The 14948-nt window shown below is 67.5% G+C and carries 11 protein-coding genes and 1 riboswitch; of the genes, 9 read left to right on the top strand and 2 right to left on the bottom strand.

The window, feature by feature from the left end:
- Positions 1–55 precede the first annotated feature (55 nt).
- A riboswitch (glycine riboswitch) is annotated at positions 56–151 on the top strand.
- Positions 152–302: 151 nt separating this feature from the next.
- The 8 genes from QFZ21_RS05175 (at position 303) to QFZ21_RS05140 (ending at position 10867) form a co-directional block, all read left to right on the top strand.
- Positions 303–1493 carry a glycine cleavage system aminomethyltransferase GcvT gene (locus QFZ21_RS05175; protein WP_307375075.1) on the top strand — a complete coding sequence of 397 codons (1191 nt, stop codon included), beginning with the start codon at positions 303–305 and terminating at the stop codon, positions 1491–1493.
- The gene (gcvH, locus tag QFZ21_RS05170; protein WP_307375073.1) at positions 1490–1867 is read left to right on the top strand and encodes a glycine cleavage system protein GcvH; all 378 of its coding nucleotides are present in this window, start codon (positions 1490–1492) and stop codon (positions 1865–1867) included. Before QFZ21_RS05175 ends, gcvH begins: the two co-directional genes overlap by 4 nt.
- A gap of 61 nt (positions 1868–1928) precedes the next feature.
- Positions 1929–4799: an aminomethyl-transferring glycine dehydrogenase gene (gene gcvP, locus QFZ21_RS05165; protein WP_373426037.1), complete on the top strand. Its 2871-nt coding sequence runs from the start codon at positions 1929–1931 to the stop codon at positions 4797–4799.
- A gap of 230 nt (positions 4800–5029) precedes the next feature.
- On the top strand, positions 5030–6679 hold the full coding sequence (locus QFZ21_RS05160; RefSeq protein WP_307375069.1) for an ABC transporter substrate-binding protein: 1650 nt from the start codon (positions 5030–5032) through the stop codon (positions 6677–6679).
- A gap of 94 nt (positions 6680–6773) precedes the next feature.
- Entirely contained in the window at positions 6774–7703 is a 930-nt protein-coding gene (locus QFZ21_RS05155; protein WP_307375067.1) for an ABC transporter permease, read from the top strand.
- Positions 7693–8634, top strand: a complete 942-nt coding sequence (locus QFZ21_RS05150) for an ABC transporter permease (RefSeq protein WP_307375064.1) — start codon at positions 7693–7695, stop codon at positions 8632–8634. The genes QFZ21_RS05155 and QFZ21_RS05150 overlap by 11 nt, the downstream gene beginning before the upstream one ends.
- The gene (locus QFZ21_RS05145) at positions 8631–10301 is read left to right on the top strand and encodes an ABC transporter ATP-binding protein (protein ID WP_307375063.1); all 1671 of its coding nucleotides are present in this window, start codon (positions 8631–8633) and stop codon (positions 10299–10301) included. The genes QFZ21_RS05150 and QFZ21_RS05145 overlap by 4 nt, the downstream gene beginning before the upstream one ends.
- Positions 10302–10303: 2 nt before the next feature.
- Positions 10304–10867 (top strand): PH domain-containing protein, encoded by a 564-nt coding sequence (locus tag QFZ21_RS05140; RefSeq protein ID WP_307375061.1) that lies wholly within the window; start codon positions 10304–10306, stop codon positions 10865–10867.
- A 9-nt stretch (positions 10868–10876) separates the two neighbouring features.
- On the opposite strand, the gene QFZ21_RS05135 is transcribed toward QFZ21_RS05140, so the two are convergent.
- Positions 10877–11644: a CPBP family intramembrane glutamic endopeptidase gene (locus QFZ21_RS05135; RefSeq protein ID WP_307381222.1), complete on the bottom strand. Its 768-nt coding sequence runs from the start codon at positions 11642–11644 to the stop codon at positions 10877–10879.
- Between the two features lie 65 nt (positions 11645–11709).
- A complete protein-coding gene (locus QFZ21_RS05130; RefSeq protein WP_307375059.1) occupies positions 11710–12780 on the bottom strand; it encodes a hypothetical protein in 1071 nt (356 codons plus the stop codon).
- Positions 12781–12904: 124 nt separating this feature from the next.
- Here QFZ21_RS05130 and typA point away from each other — a divergent pair, with 124 nt between their 5' ends.
- A complete protein-coding gene (gene typA / locus QFZ21_RS05125; RefSeq protein WP_307375057.1) occupies positions 12905–14818 on the top strand; it encodes a translational GTPase TypA in 1914 nt (637 codons plus the stop codon).
- The last annotated feature ends 130 nt before the right edge of the window (positions 14819–14948 follow it).

Here is a 14948-nt window from a genome sequence, read left to right as displayed (position 1 = left end):
CCTTCGCCGACGCGGCCCTCGGGCTAGACTGAACCCACAACTGAAGACAGGCCGAATGAACCCCGCGGGAGAGCCCCGGCGAACGCAGCCGGGCACCGAAGGAGCAAGCCTCCCCGCCAATCTCTCAGGTAACGCGTACCGCGCGGTTCCGGCCACTCTGAAAAGCGATTCCGAGCGACAACCGGGATCCGCCGACGGTGAAAGCCCCCGAGCGCGGGCGAAACTCTCAGGCCCATGACAGAGGGGGAGTTCCCAGGAACGTCGACGACGTCGTTCCGCCCGATTCCGCACGGGAGAACTCCATGTCCGATCCCCGCTACACACCTCTCCGAGAACGCCACGAGGCGCTCGGCGCCTCGTTCACCGATTTCGGCGGCTGGCAGATGCCGGTGCGCTACACGTCCGATCTCGCCGAGCACCACGCCGTCCGCCAGGCCGCCGGTCTCTTCGACATCTCGCACATGGCGGAGTTCCTCGTCACGGGCGAGAGCGCGGCGGAGTTCCTCGACTACGCCCTCGCGGGGCGTCTGTCGGCGATGTCTGTGGGTAAGGCGAAGTACTCGCTGCTGCTCGCCGAATCCGGCGGGATCGTGGACGACGTCATCGTCTACCGTCTCGCCGACGATCGCTACCTGGTGATCGCGAACGCCGGCAACCGCGGTTTCGTCGACAAGGCCTTCGCCTCGCGGGTGCGGTCCTTCCCGTCGCTCATCGAGCGCGAGGGTCCTGCCCGCGCGGAGGGCGAGGAGCGCAGTTTCGCCGGCTTCCTCGGCGACCGCGGCGTCGACGTCGAGGACGTGTCCGACGAATATGCACTTCTCGCGGTTCAGGGCCCCGCCGCCGAGGCGATCCTCGCGGCGACCGCGGGCATCACCGAACTCGGCACCCCGTGGTCCGAGCAGAAGTACTATGCGTGGGCCGATGCCCGCTTCCTGGGCGAGCCGCTGCTCATCGCCCGCACGGGCTACACCGGTGAAGACGGCTTCGAGCTGATGGTCCGTGAGTCCGACGCCCCGGCCCTCTGGGACGCGGTCGCCACCGCAGGCGGGCCGCACGGTCTCGTGCCCGCAGGCCTCGCTGCCCGAGACACGCTGCGGCTCGAAGCCGGGATGCCGCTCTACGGTCACGAGCTGACCCTCGAGACCCAGCCCGCGCAGGCCGGCCTCGGACGGGTCGTGGTGTCCGACAAGGAGAGCTTCATCGGCAAGGAGGCGCTCTCCTCGGCCTCGGAGCCGGACGCTCCCGTGCTCGTCGGACTCGTCGCCGAGGGCAAGCGCGCCGGCCGGGCCGGCTACGCCGTGGTGGATGCCGAGGGCGCGACCATCGGCGAGATCACGAGCGGCGCGCTGAGCCCGACTCTCGGCCATCCGATCGCGATGGCCTACGTGCATCCGTCTTCCGCCGAAGAGGGAACAGCAGTATTCCTTGATGTGCGAGGGACGAAGATCCCCGCGACCGTGACCGCTCTGCCTTTCTACCGGAGGATGAAATGACCGACCTCAATGCCCTCAGCTACACCGATGAGCACGAGTGGATCGCCGGCAACGGCGACACCGTCACGATCGGCATCACCGACTTCGCCGCCGAGAAGCTCGGCGACGTGGTCTTCGTCGAGCTCCCGGCCGTCGGCACCGAGCTGACCGCCGGCGCCGTCGTCGGCGAGATCGAATCGACGAAGTCGGTCGGCGAGCTCTACGCACCGGTCTCCGGCACCGTCGTCGAGATCAACGACGCGGTCGTCGACGACCCGTCTCTGGTCAATGCCGAACCCTTCGAGGGTGGCTGGCTGATCAAGGTGTCGGTCGCCGACGACGCGCTCGACGGTCTGCTGGACCGCGACGCGTATGTCGCTCTGACGGAGGGCTGATCCCGACGTGGTCTCTTTCGCCGATCGTCACATCGGACCCACCGACGCCGCCCAGCGCATCATGCTCGAGGCCCTCGGGCTGGATGGTTCGCCGGCCGGGGCTGATTCCGCGGAGAGCTCCGTCGAGGCCCTGATGCGCCAGGCCGTGCCGTCCTCGATCTTCACCGGCCCCTCGGCGGGGTCCGATAACGACGTGCCCGACGCTCTGTCGTCGATCATCCCGCCGGCGGCGAGCGAGACCGAGGCTCTCGCAGAGCTCCGCGCTCTCGCGTCACGCAACGCGGTGAACCGCTCGATGATCGGCCTCGGGTACTACGGCACGATCACCCCGCAGGTGATCCAGCGCAACGTGCTCGAGAACCCCTCGTGGTACACGGCGTACACGCCATACCAGCCCGAGATCTCGCAGGGTCGCCTCGAGGCGCTCATCAACTTCCAGACCATGGTGGCCGAGCTCACCGGTCTCACCACCGCCAATGCGTCGATGCTCGACGAGTCGACCGCGGTCGTGGAGGGCATGCTGCTCGCCCGTCGCGCGTCTAAGTCGGCGTCGAACGTGTTCGCCGTCGATGCGGATGCGCTTCCGCAGACCAAGGCGCTGCTCGAGACACGGGCGGATGCCGTCGGCATCGAGCTCGTCTCCGTCGACTTCGCCGCGGGCGGGGAGCTGCCGGCCGAGCTGTTCGGCGTCTTCGTGCAGTACCCCGGCGCGTCCGGACGCGTCTGGGATCCGTCTGCGGTCATCGATGCGGCGCACGTCGCGGGCGGTCTCGCCGTCGCGGCAGCAGATCTGCTCGCCCTCACGCTCATCTCGTCGCCGGGATCGCTCGGCGCGGATGTCGCGGTCGGAACGACGCAGCGCTTCGGTGTGCCGATGAGCTTCGGCGGCCCGCACGCCGGCTACATGGCGGTGCGTTCGGGTCTGGAGCGTCAGCTTCCCGGCCGCCTGGTGGGCGTCTCGGTGGATGCCGACGGCAAGCCCGCCTACCGCCTCTCGCTGCAGACGCGCGAGCAGCACATCCGCCGCGAGAAGGCGACGTCGAACATCTGCACAGCCCAGGTGCTGCTCGCCGTCATGGCGTCGATGTACGCCGTCTATCACGGGCCGGACGGGCTCAAGGCGATCGCTTCGCAGGTGGCCGGCAAAGCCGCGCTGCTGCGCGACTGGCTCGTCGAGGCCGGTGTCGAGGTCGTGCACGACGCATTCTTCGACACGGTGTCCGTGCGGGTCCCCGGCCGCGCGGCGGAGTTCGCGACGCAGGCGCATGACGGCCACGGCATCCTGTTCCATGTCTCCGACGCTGACACGATCGGCATCGCGGTCGACGAGACGACCACCACGTCCGAGTTGCATCAGGTCGCCCGCGTGTTCGGCGGCAAGCAGGAGCGCGCATTCGGCTTCAGCGAGGGCGACGACGACTCGCTGCCGGCGGCTCTCCTGCGTCAGGACGAGTACCTCACCCACCCGGTCTTCCACGCGCACCGCAGCGAGACCGCCATGATGCGGTACCTGAAGAGCCTCGCCGATCGCGACTACGCGCTCGACCGGGGCATGATCCCACTCGGCTCGTGCACCATGAAGCTGAACGCGGCCACCGAGATGGCGGCGATCACCTGGCCGGAGTTCGCGGGCATCCACCCGTTCGCCCCGGCATCCGACGTGCAGGGCTACCTCGACCTGATCGAGCAGCTCGAGGGCTGGCTCGCCGAGGTCACCGGCTACGACGCGGTCTCACTGCAGCCGAACGCCGGCTCGCAGGGCGAGCTCGCGGGGCTCCTGGCCATCCGCGGCTACCACCACGCGAACGGCGACGAGCACCGCACGGTGTGCCTGATTCCGTCGTCCGCACACGGGACCAACGCCGCCTCCGCGGTGCTGGCGGGCATGAAGGTCGTGGTCGTCGCGACCGACGCCCTCGGCAACGTGGACCTCGACGACCTGCGCGCGAAGATCGCCGCACACGCCGACACCCTGTCCGCGCTGATGATCACCTATCCGTCGACGCACGGCGTGTACGAGCACGACGTGGTCGAGATCACCGCGGCAGTGCACGACGCCGGCGGACAGGTCTATGTCGACGGCGCGAACCTCAACGCGCTGCTCGGCTATGCGCGGTTCGGCGATCTCGGCGGCGACGTCTCGCACCTCAACCTGCACAAGACGTTCGCGATCCCGCACGGCGGTGGCGGTCCCGGTGTCGGCCCCGTGGCGGCGAAGTCGCACCTGGCACCCTTCCTGCCGTCGCATCCGCTCGCACAGCGTGCCGAGCACTTCGGCGGCTTCACGTTCGAGGGCGGAGTGGTCTCGGCTGCTCCCTACGGTTCCGCCGGTATCCTGCCCATCTCGTGGGCCTACGTGCGCATGATGGGGGCCGACGGCCTGCGGCGCGCCACCGCGGCCGCCGTGCTCTCGGCGAACTACATCGCCGCGCGCCTCGGCGAGCACTTCCCGGTGCTCTACACCGGTGAGAACGGACGGGTCGCACACGAGTGCATCCTCGACCTGCGCCCGCTCAAGGAGGCGACCGGCATCACGGTCGACGACGTCGCGAAGCGGCTCATCGACTATGGCTTCCACGCGCCGACCATGTCGTTCCCGGTCGCGGGCACGCTCATGGTCGAGCCGACGGAGTCGGAGGACCTCGGTGAGATCGATCGCTTCATCGAGGCGATGATCCTGATCAAGGCCGAGGCGGATGCCGTCGCGGCAGGTCGCTGGCCCGCCGACGACAACCCGCTGGTGCACGCACCGCACACCGCGGTGTCACTGATCGTGGGGGAGTGGAACCACGCCTACACCCGCGAGGACGCCGCTTATCCCGTGCACGCGCTCGTCGCCGGCAAGTACTGGCCGCCGGTGCGCCGCATCGATCAGGCCTACGGTGACCGCAACCTCGTGTGCGCCTGCCCTCCGGTGGAGGCCTTCGCCTGACCACGCACTGAACCCTGCGACGACGTCGCGCTGCCCGGCTGGACAGCGCGATGTCGTCGTGCACTTTTCCGCGCCGTTCCGCGTGTTTCGAGGGTGTTACAGATGGTCACCACTGAGTAACGGTTCATTAGCTGAGCGGGTTGTGTGAAAGCGTCCGGGTTAGTGTCGACTATCCCTGCGTGCCCGACGATGCGTGCGCAGACTCAGTACTGTCCACAGGAGGACGCAAAGTGAAAAGAAACAGGATTGCCCTCGCGGGCGCCGCATTGCTCGCCATCAGCGCCTTGGCGCTGGCCGGTTGCGCAGGCGGCGGCGACGACAACACGGGTGACGAAGGTTCGACCGGATCGTCGACCGCCATCATCTCGGCGAACGGCAGCGAGCCGGAGAACGCCCTGATCCCGACCAACACCAACGAGGTGGGTGGCGGCAAGATCCTCGACTCGATCTTCGCGGGTCTCGCCTTCTACGACGGCGACGGCGCCCTGGTCAACGACATGGCCGAGGAGATCACGGTCGACGCCCCGAACAAGGTCACCGTCAAGCTGAAGGAGGGCAACACCTTCACCAACGGCGAAGACGTGGTCGCCCACAACTTCATCGACGCGTGGAACTACGGTGCGCAGCTCTCCAACGCGCAGCTGAACCAGTCGTGGTTCGCCGACATCGTGGGCTTCGACGCTGAGAAGGACTCCGAGCTCACCGGTCTGACCGAGGTCGACGACTACACCTTCACGATCGACCTGAGCAGCGACGTCGCATCCGACTTCGTGACGCGTCTCGGCTACTCGGCGTTCTACCCGCTTCCCGATGTCGCTTTCGAGGACATGGAAGCCTTCGGCGAGAACCCGATCGGCAACGGCCCGTACATGCTCGCGAGCGAGGGTGCATGGCAGCACGACGTGCAGATCGACATGGTCACGAACCCGGACTACAAGGGTGAGCGCGTCCCGAAGAACGGCGGCCTCACGCTGAAGTTCTACACCGCTCCGGACGGCGCCTACGCCGACCTCCAGGGCGGCAACATCGACGTCATCGACCAGATCCCGGAGAGCTCGCTCGCCGTCTTCGAGGACGAGCTGGGCGAGCGGGCGACCAACCAGCCCGCCGCCATCTTCCAGTCGTTCACGATCGGCGGACAGCTTCCCCACTTCTCCGGTGAGGAAGGCACGCTCCGCCGTCAGGCGATCTCGATGGCCATCAACCGCGACGAGATCACCGACAAGATCTTCGCCGGTACGCGCACGCCCGCCAGTGACTTCACCACCCCGGTGATCGACGGCTGGAGCGACAGCGTTCCCGGCTCCGAGGTCCTCTCGTACGACCCCGAGAAGGCGAAGGAGCTGTGGGACGAGGCTGACGCCATCTCCCCGTGGTCCGGCACCTTCCAGATCGCGTACAACTCCGACGGCGGACACCAGGTCTGGGTGGACGCGGTGTCCAACTCGCTGAAGAACACGCTCGGCATCGAAGCGTCCGGCGCACCGTACGTCGATCTCGCGACGCTCCGCGCCGCGGTGAACGCACGCGACGACGCCGGCAAGCGCACGATCACGACGGCGAACCGTTCCGGCTGGCAGGGTGACTACCCGGCGGTGTACAACTTCCTGCACCCGCTGTACTCGACCGGCGCATCGTCGAACGACGGCGACTACTCCAATGAAGAGGTCGACTCGCTGCTCGCCGAGGGTGCTGCGGCGACCGACGCGGCCGACGCCAACGCGAAGTACCAGGAGGTGCAGGAGATCCTGTTCAAGGACCTCCCGGTCATCCCGCTCTGGTACCAGAACTCGATCGGTGGCTTCGGCGAGAACGTGGACAACGTGACCGTGGGCTGGAACTCCGTTCCGCTCTACTACGAGATCACGAAGGCCGAGTAGGCTCCAGGAGTGATCGACAGCGAGGCGGTGGCGTCAACGTCACCGCCTCGTGTCGTGCGCTCCGGCTGATTCGCTCTCCACGAAAGGAGTAAGGATGCTTGCCTACACCCTGCGGCGGCTTCTGCAGCTGATCCCGGTCTTCTTCGGTGCGACGCTGCTCATCTACGCGCTGGTCTTCCTCATGCCGGGCGACCCGATCGCTGCACTCTTCGGCGACAAGCCGCCGAGCCCGCAGCTGCTCGCGACCATTCGAGCGCAGTACCACTTGGACGAACCGTTCCTCGTGCAGTACTTCTACTACATCACCGGTGTCTTCCAGGGAGACATGGGGCAGACCTTCTCCGGTCAGTCCGTGAGCACGGTTCTCGCGCGCACCCTGCCGGTGACGGGGCGCCTGGCCCTCATGGCGATCGCCATCGAGTTCACGTTGGCGATCATCATCGGAACGTTCTCGGCGCTCCGCAAGGGCAAGCTCTTCGACCACGGGTCGCTGATCGTCTCGCTCGTCTTCCTCTCGATGCCGATCTTCGTCGTCGCCTTCCTCGCCCAGTACTTCCTCGCGATCAAACTGGGCTGGTTCCGGCCGACGATCGGCGGACAGAACAACTGGGGAGACCTCTGGCTTCCCGCCATCGTGCTCGGGTTGAGCCTGTACGCGACGAGCATGCGCCTCATGCGCGGCTCCGTCCTGGACACACTCAATCAGGACTGGGTCAGAACAGCCTACGGAAAGGGCTTGTCGCGCGGGCGCGTCGTCCCCGTCCATGTGCTGCGCAACTCGCTGATCCCGGTGGTCACCAACTCGGCGACCAACTTCGGCGTCCTCCTCGTCGGAGCGACCGTCACGGAGTACATCTTCAACATCCCCGGTGTCGGCCAGACCCTGTTCCAGGCGACGCTGAGGCACGAGGGACCGACGATCGTCTCCTTCGTCACGGTGTTCGTCATCGTCTACGTTCTCGTCAACCTGCTCGTGGACCTGTTCTACGGACTGCTCGACCCGAGGATCCGCTATGTCAAGTGACCTTCCCACCCACTACGTCGCACCGGTCTCGGAGGAACAGCCCCCGACCGATGCCGTGCATGTCAGAGGCAAGCCCGCAAGTCTGTGGCGCGACGCCTGGAGCGACCTGCGCAAGCGTCCGTCCTTCTGGATCTCGATCGCGATCGTCTTCGTCATCCTCCTCATGGCGTCCTGGCCGACGCTCTTCACGCTGACTCCGCCGGCCAACGACTGCCAGTTGTCGAACTCGAACGCGGGACCGGCCGCCGGTCATCCGCTCGGCTACACGTTCCAGGGCTGCGACATCTGGTCGCGCATCGTCTTCGGCTCCCGGACGTCGATCAGCGTCGGCCTGCTCGCGACCATCATCAGCTCCACCCTGGGGCTGATCATGGGCTCGCTCGCCGGCTACTACGGCGGATGGGTCGACGCGGTGCTCTCCCGCATCGGCGACATCTTCTTCTCGATCCCGTACATCCTCGCGGCGGTCGTCGTGATGACGGTGTTCTCGCAGTACCGCAACGTCCTCACCCTCGCCTTCGCGATCGGAGGGTTCGCCTGGGCGGCCACGGCACGTGTCGTGCGCGCCGAGGTGCTCCGGGTCAAACAGGCGGACTTCGTCGTCGCATCGACGGCGCTCGGCAAGTCGCGCTTCGGGACGCTGCTCTCGCACGTGATCCCGAACGCCTTCGCGCCGCTCCTCGTCCTGGCGACGCTGGCCCTGGCCGGTGGCATCGTCGCGGAGGCGACACTGAGCTTCCTCGGTGTCGGACTCGGCAGCGACGTCATGTCCTGGGGTAACGACATCGGTCAGGCGCAGCCGTCGCTGCGTGTCGCGCCGATGGCCCTGATCTATCCGTCGATCGCGCTCACCATCACGGTGCTCGCGGTCATCCTCCTGGGCGAGCTCATCCGAGACGCCCTCGACCCGAGGGCGAGGGCACGCCGATGAGTGCGTCGCAGACAGCCGCTCCGCTCCTGAGTCTGCGCGACGTCACCGTCGCGTTCGACACGCAGAGCGGCACACGACAGGTCCTGCACGGGATCAGCTTCGACGTGATGGCGGGCGAGACCGTCGCCATCGTCGGCGAGTCCGGATCGGGCAAGTCGACGGCCGCGACGGCGATCATCCGACTGCTCGCGGGCACCGGACGCGTGACGGGCGGCAGCATCACCCTCGACGGGCGCGAGCTGACCACGCTCTCCGAGCGCGAGATGGAGCGCCTGCGCGGCCGGGAGATCGGCTACGTGCCGCAGGATCCCATGTCGAACCTCAACCCGGTGTGGAGCATCGGCTTCCAGGTGGAGGAGGCGGTCCGTGCCAACGGCCTCGCGCAGGGACGCGCCGCTGTCCGTGCGCGGGCCATCGAGGTTCTTCAGCAGGCCGGTCTCGCCGACGCGGCCACGCGCCTGCGGCAGTTCCCCCACCAGTTCTCCGGCGGAATGCGCCAGCGCGCCCTCATCGGGATCGGGCTGGCCGCGGATCCACGGTTGCTGATCGCCGACGAGCCCACCTCGGCGCTCGACGTCACGGTGCAGCGGGTCATCCTCGACCATCTGGCGAGTCTGACGCGCGACCGCGGCACCTCGATGCTGCTCATCACGCACGATCTGGGCCTCGCGGCGGAACGCGCGGAGCGGCTCATCGTCATGCAGGCGGGCAATATCGTCGAGTCGGGACCGAGCAGGGAGATCCTCCAGAATCCGCGGCATCCGTACACGAAGCGTCTCGTCGCCGCCGCACCGAGTGTGGCTTCGCAGCGCATTCAGGCCGTCGTCGAAGATCGTGGAGTGGAGACGCTCGAGGACCTCGCCGACATCCCGCCGACGGTACGGGTCTCCGGACTCACCAAGGACTACCGCATCCGCCAGGGCGGTTTCCGCAGCACGTCTTTCCGCGCCGTCGACGACGTGTCGTTCGAGATCCCGCGGGGCAAGACGCTGGCTCTCGTCGGCGAGTCCGGATCCGGCAAGTCCACGGTGGCGAAGATGGTCCTCAAGCTCGAGGACCCCACCGCGGGGACGATCGAGATCGACGGAATGGATGTCTCGGGCTTCTCGCGCGCGCAGTCCTTCGGGCTCCGTCGCCGCATGCAGCCGGTGTTCCAGGACCCGTACGGGTCCCTCGACCCGCTGCGGAACCTCGAGAACACCATCGCCGAACCCCTCGAGATCCATGGGGTGGGCGACCGAACGTCGCGTCGGGAACGAGTGCGCGAGCTGCTCGAGCAGGTCTCGCTGCCGCAGGATCTGGCGACACGCTATCCGAGCGAGCTCTCGGGCGGGCAGCGTCAGCGCGTCGCGATCGCCCGAGCGCTCGCGCTCAAGCCCGACATCGTCGTGCTCGATGAGGCCGTGTCGGCGCTGGACGTGCTCGTGCAGGCGCAGATCCTGAAGCTGCTCGCAGATCTTCAGAACGAGCTCGGACTGACGTACCTCTTCATCACGCACGACCTCGCGGTCGTGCGGGTGTCGAGCGACCTCGTCTGTGTCATGGAGCGCGGCAGGATCGTCGAGCAGGGCACCGTGGACGAGACGTTCGCGAACCCGCAGCAGGAGTACACGAGCCGGCTGCTCGAGGCGATCCCTGGCGCCTCGATCCCTCTGGGCGGCCTCTGACCGTGGCTGAAGACACCTCCTCGGAGGGTGTGCGGACGTTCCGTGCACCCTCCGGTGCCGTCGTCATGGTCGTCGCATCACTGATCGCCCTCTTTCTGCTGGGTGATGCGGTCGTGCGCGGCGGCTGGGCCCAGACGCTGCTGCTCACTCCCTGGGTGCTGTTGGGCCTCTGGGTCGTCTACGAGATCAGCTTCGTCTCGATGGTCCGGATCCACGACGGCGGCGTCGTCGTGCAGAACATGCTCCGCCGCGTCTCCTTCGGCTGGGACCGTGTGCGCGACATCGACCTGCGCTGGCAGCTGCAGTTCTCGCTCGACGACGGCACGACTGTCAGCAGCTTCGGCGGTCCGGCGCAGGCGCGTCCGGTCCGCAGCAAGATGCGGCCGGAGGAGGATACGAAGGGCCCCGCAGGGCTGCGTGCTCTCGCCGACATCAGGGACCGGTGGCAGGCCAGCAGTGCGGCCGATGCGCCCATCCGACGAAGCTGGGACGCCCGCGCTCTGCTCGCGCTGGGCGTGATCGTGATCTGGGCGGTCATCGCCGTTCTCATCGCGAACGCCGGCTGACCCTCGCGGTCAGCTCGGCAACCCGAAAAGTTCCGGCCACGTCGCCGCAGCCCAGGGGTAGCCCACGAACACCGTCGCGTCGATCAGGAAGTGCGCGACGAGGAAGGGCAGCAGTCGTCCGCTCCGCTGGAAGAGCCAGCCGAAGAGCAGACCCATCGCCAGGTTCCCGATGAACGCTCCGGGGCCCTGGTAGAGGTGGTAGCTCGCGCGCAGCACCGAGGTCGAGACGATGATGGTCCACGGACTCCAGCCGAGCTGCTTCAGCCGGGCGAACAGGTACCCGAGCACGACGAACTCCTCTTGGAGCGAGGCGCGGGCAGCCGCCAGCAGGAGGACGGGCACGGTCCACCAGTAGGCGTCGAGCCCGGCGGGGTTCACGGCGACGAAGAGGCCGGTCGCGCGACCGACGATGTAGAGCCCGAGCCCGGGGATGCCGATGGCGAGGACCAGGAGGATGCCGCGTCCGGCATCCGCTCCCGCCCTGGTGCCGTCCAGCCCGAGTCGTTCCAGGTGCGGTCGCCGCGACTGCCAGAGCAGGAAGCACACCAGCAGGACGGGGACGAGCGAGAACCCGATCGAGAGCACCTGGTAGATGAGGTCGAAGATCTCCCGGTCGCTGCGCGACGGATTGAGCGTCGCGGTCTGGTCGGCGAGGGGAGTGTCGTCCGTGAGCCGGTAGGCCAGCTGCACGATCGCGTAGATCGCCGACTGGCCGAGGCCGAGCGCCAGGACGATGGCGATCTCCCACCAGAGCCGGCCGCGTCCGCCCCTCGGCATAGCCGGCTCGGGAATGGCAGGAGTGGAGGACACAGAACCGATCGTACGTCGCCGCCGCCCGGCCATCAGGGCATGGGGGCGTGGACTTGTGCCGCCCACTCGCGGATGACGCGGCGCTCCTCGTCTCCGCAGACGTAGCCGTAGCCCATCGTGCGGTTCTCGAACGTCAGGGTCCGCTGGTTCATGTAGGTCAGGGCGTAGCAGTCGGCCATCGCCTCGGAGCTTCCCTGGAAATAGCCCTGATCGATGAGCTGTACGGCGGCGCTGGGGCCGTCGGGGTGGGAGTCGGAATCAGCGCGCTGGTACAGGTGCGTCAGTTCGTGCAGAACCACGATGCGCATCCCCATGTCGCCGGGCAGCTGGGCTTCCGGAGCGATGTGCACTGCGATCGGGTCCTCGGAGACGCAGCCGACCGTGACCCGCCCCTCACGCTCCGAGGTGGCGCACGCCGTGTCCGCATCCCACCCGATGTCGATGAACCCCGCCCCGGCTTCATCGACAATTCCTTCCGTGACAGATCCGGAGGCGTTCGTGCGTCGGGCGGCGGCATCCGCGATCCGCTGCTCCAGCTCCTGGCGGGCCTCCTGCGCCTTCTGCGTGAGTTCCGCCGCGTAGGCGGTCGTGATGTTCGGGTCGGCGATGCTGTTCTCCAGCCGTTCGAACGCCATGGTCTGCGTGACCAGCGGTGCGACCGGGTTGCCCTCGAGCTGCGCCGCGAGTTCGTAGTACTTCTCCCGCTCCGCGTTGAAGGCGGCCAGAGAGTCCTGGGGCTCGACCTCGTCCGCGGTGGGTCCTTGCGGTGACCCGCCGCTCGGCGACGACAGGGCGGCGCCGAGCACGAGCACGACGACGAAAGCGAGGGCGACCAGCGCCAGGCCGCCGCAGCCGATCAGGAAGCAGCCGACTCTGCCGCGGCGAGGCGCGGGAAGGGGCGCTCCGGCCACCGCGACCGGGTAGCGGCCGGCGTTGGGGTTGACCTGCGATATCCACTCCCGCAGCTGGGGATAGCAGCCAGGGTGAGCCAGGATCAGAGGATGCAGGTCGCCTCGGCGGCCTGCGATGTCGGCGAGCTGAGCCGGCGGCGTGTACGGATTCTGTGTTGCCGCGAGGTCGGCGTCGAGCATCTGGTCCCCCATACCGTCAATCTAGCCGACCGCCTGCAGGGGCCCGACGAAAGCCGTTCAGGAACGAGTTGCCAGCTTGCGTTATCCTGGAACGTCGGCTTCCCGACAAAATCCCACACCTCTTTAGGACTTCTGCATGGCGCACGCCCTCCGCTCTGACCTCCGCAACGTCGCAATCGTCGCGCACGTCGACCACGGCAAGACCACTCTCGTCGACGCCATGCTGCGTCAGACGGGCTCCTTCGGCGACCACGCGCACCTCGAGGATCGCGCGATGGACTCGAACGATCTCGAGCGCGAGAAGGGCATCACGATCCTCGCCAAGAACACGGCGATCACCTACAAGGGCGTGCACGCCACGGACGGCGAGGTGACGATCAACGTCATCGACACCCCCGGCCACGCCGACTTCGGCGGCGAGGTCGAGCGCGGCCTCTCCATGGTCGACGGCGTCGTGCTCCTCGTCGACGCGAGCGAGGGTCCGCTGCCGCAGACCCGCTTCGTGCTGCGCAAGGCGCTCGAGGCGAAGCTGCCGGTCATCCTCCTGGTCAACAAGACCGACCGTCCGGATGCCCGCATCGCCGAGGTCGAGGAAGAGGCGCACGACCTGCTGCTCGGTCTCGCCTCCGACCTGGTCGACGACGTGCCCGACCTCGACGTCGACGCCCTGCTCGACGTGCCGATCGTCTACGCCTCCGGTCGTAACGGTGCCGCCTCGCTGAACCGCCCGGAGAACGGCACCCTGCCGGACAACGACGACCTCGAGCCGCTCTTCGGCGCGATCCTCGAGCACATCCCGGCGCCGGCCTACGACGACGAGGCACCGCTGCAGGCCTGGGTCACCAACCTCGACTCCAGCCCGTTCCTCGGTCGTCTCGCCCTGCTGCGCGTCTTCAACGGCACGCTGAAGAAGGGTCAGACGGTCGCCTGGGTCCGCGCCGACGGCACGCACCAGAACGCCCGCATCACCGAGCTGCTCAAGACCCGCGCCCTCGAGCGCTACCCGGCCGAGTCGGCGGCACCCGGCGACATCGTCGCCATCGCCGGCTTCGAGGACATCACCATCGGCGAGACGATCGCCGACCCGGAAGACGTCCGTCCGCTCCCGGCCATCACGGTCGACGACCCCGCCATCTCGATGACGATCGGCACGAACACCTCGCCGCTCATGGGCAAGGTCAAGGGCCACAAGCTCACCGCGCGCATGGTGAAGGACCGCCTCGACCGCGAGCTCGTCGGAAACGTGTCGCTCAAGGTCGTCGACATCGGGCGTCCGGACGCCTGGGAGGTCCAGGGCCGAGGCGAGCTCGCACTCGCGATCCTCGTCGAGAACATGCGTCGCGAGGGCTTCGAGCTCACCGTGGGCAAGCCCCAGGTCGTCACCAAGCAGATCGACGGCAAGACGCACGAGCCGTTCGAGCACCTCACGATCGATGCCCCCGAGGAGTACCTCGGCGCCATCACGCAGCTGCTCGCGAACCGCAAGGGTCGCATGGACGGCATGTCGAACCACGGCACCGGCTGGGTGCGCATGGAGTTCATCGTGCCCTCGCGCGGCCTCATCGGCTTCCGCACCGAGTTCCTCACCACGACCCGCGGCACCGGCATCGCCAACGCGATCTCGCACGGCTACGAGCAGTGGGCCGGACACATCACCACGCGTCAGAACGGCTCGATCGTCGCCGACCGCATGGGCGTCGTCACGCCGTTCGCGATGATCGCTCTTCAGGAGCGCATGTCCTTCTTCGTGCAGCCCACGCAGGAGGTCTACGAGGGCATGGTCATCGGCGAGAACTCGCGCGCCGACGACATGGACGTGAACATCACCAAGGAGAAGAAGCTCACCAACATGCGTGCAGCGAGCTCCGACACGTTCGAGTCGATGACCCCGCCGCGTCAGCTGACGCTGGAGGAGAGCCTCGAGTTCGCCCGCGACGACGAATGCGTCGAGGTGACGCCGGAGGTCGTGCGCATCCGCAAGGTGAACCTGGACCAGAACACGCGTGCCCGCGAGACCGCGCGTCTCAAGCGTCAAGACGCCAACGCCTGATCCTCGCTCCCTGAGCATCGCGAAGAGGGCCCTGCGCCAGCCGAAAGGCTGACGCAGGGCCCTCTTCTCATGAAAAACCCAGGTGAGACAGATTTTTCGTTCAGGAAGACAGGGCAGACTCGAGCACTTG

It is taken from the genome of Microbacterium sp. W4I20 (assembly GCF_030816505.1).
Classification (GTDB): Bacteria; Actinomycetota; Actinomycetes; order Actinomycetales; family Microbacteriaceae; genus Microbacterium.
The sequence above is the reverse complement of the archived record's forward strand: the minus strand, read 5'-3'. Positions and strand labels throughout refer to the sequence as shown.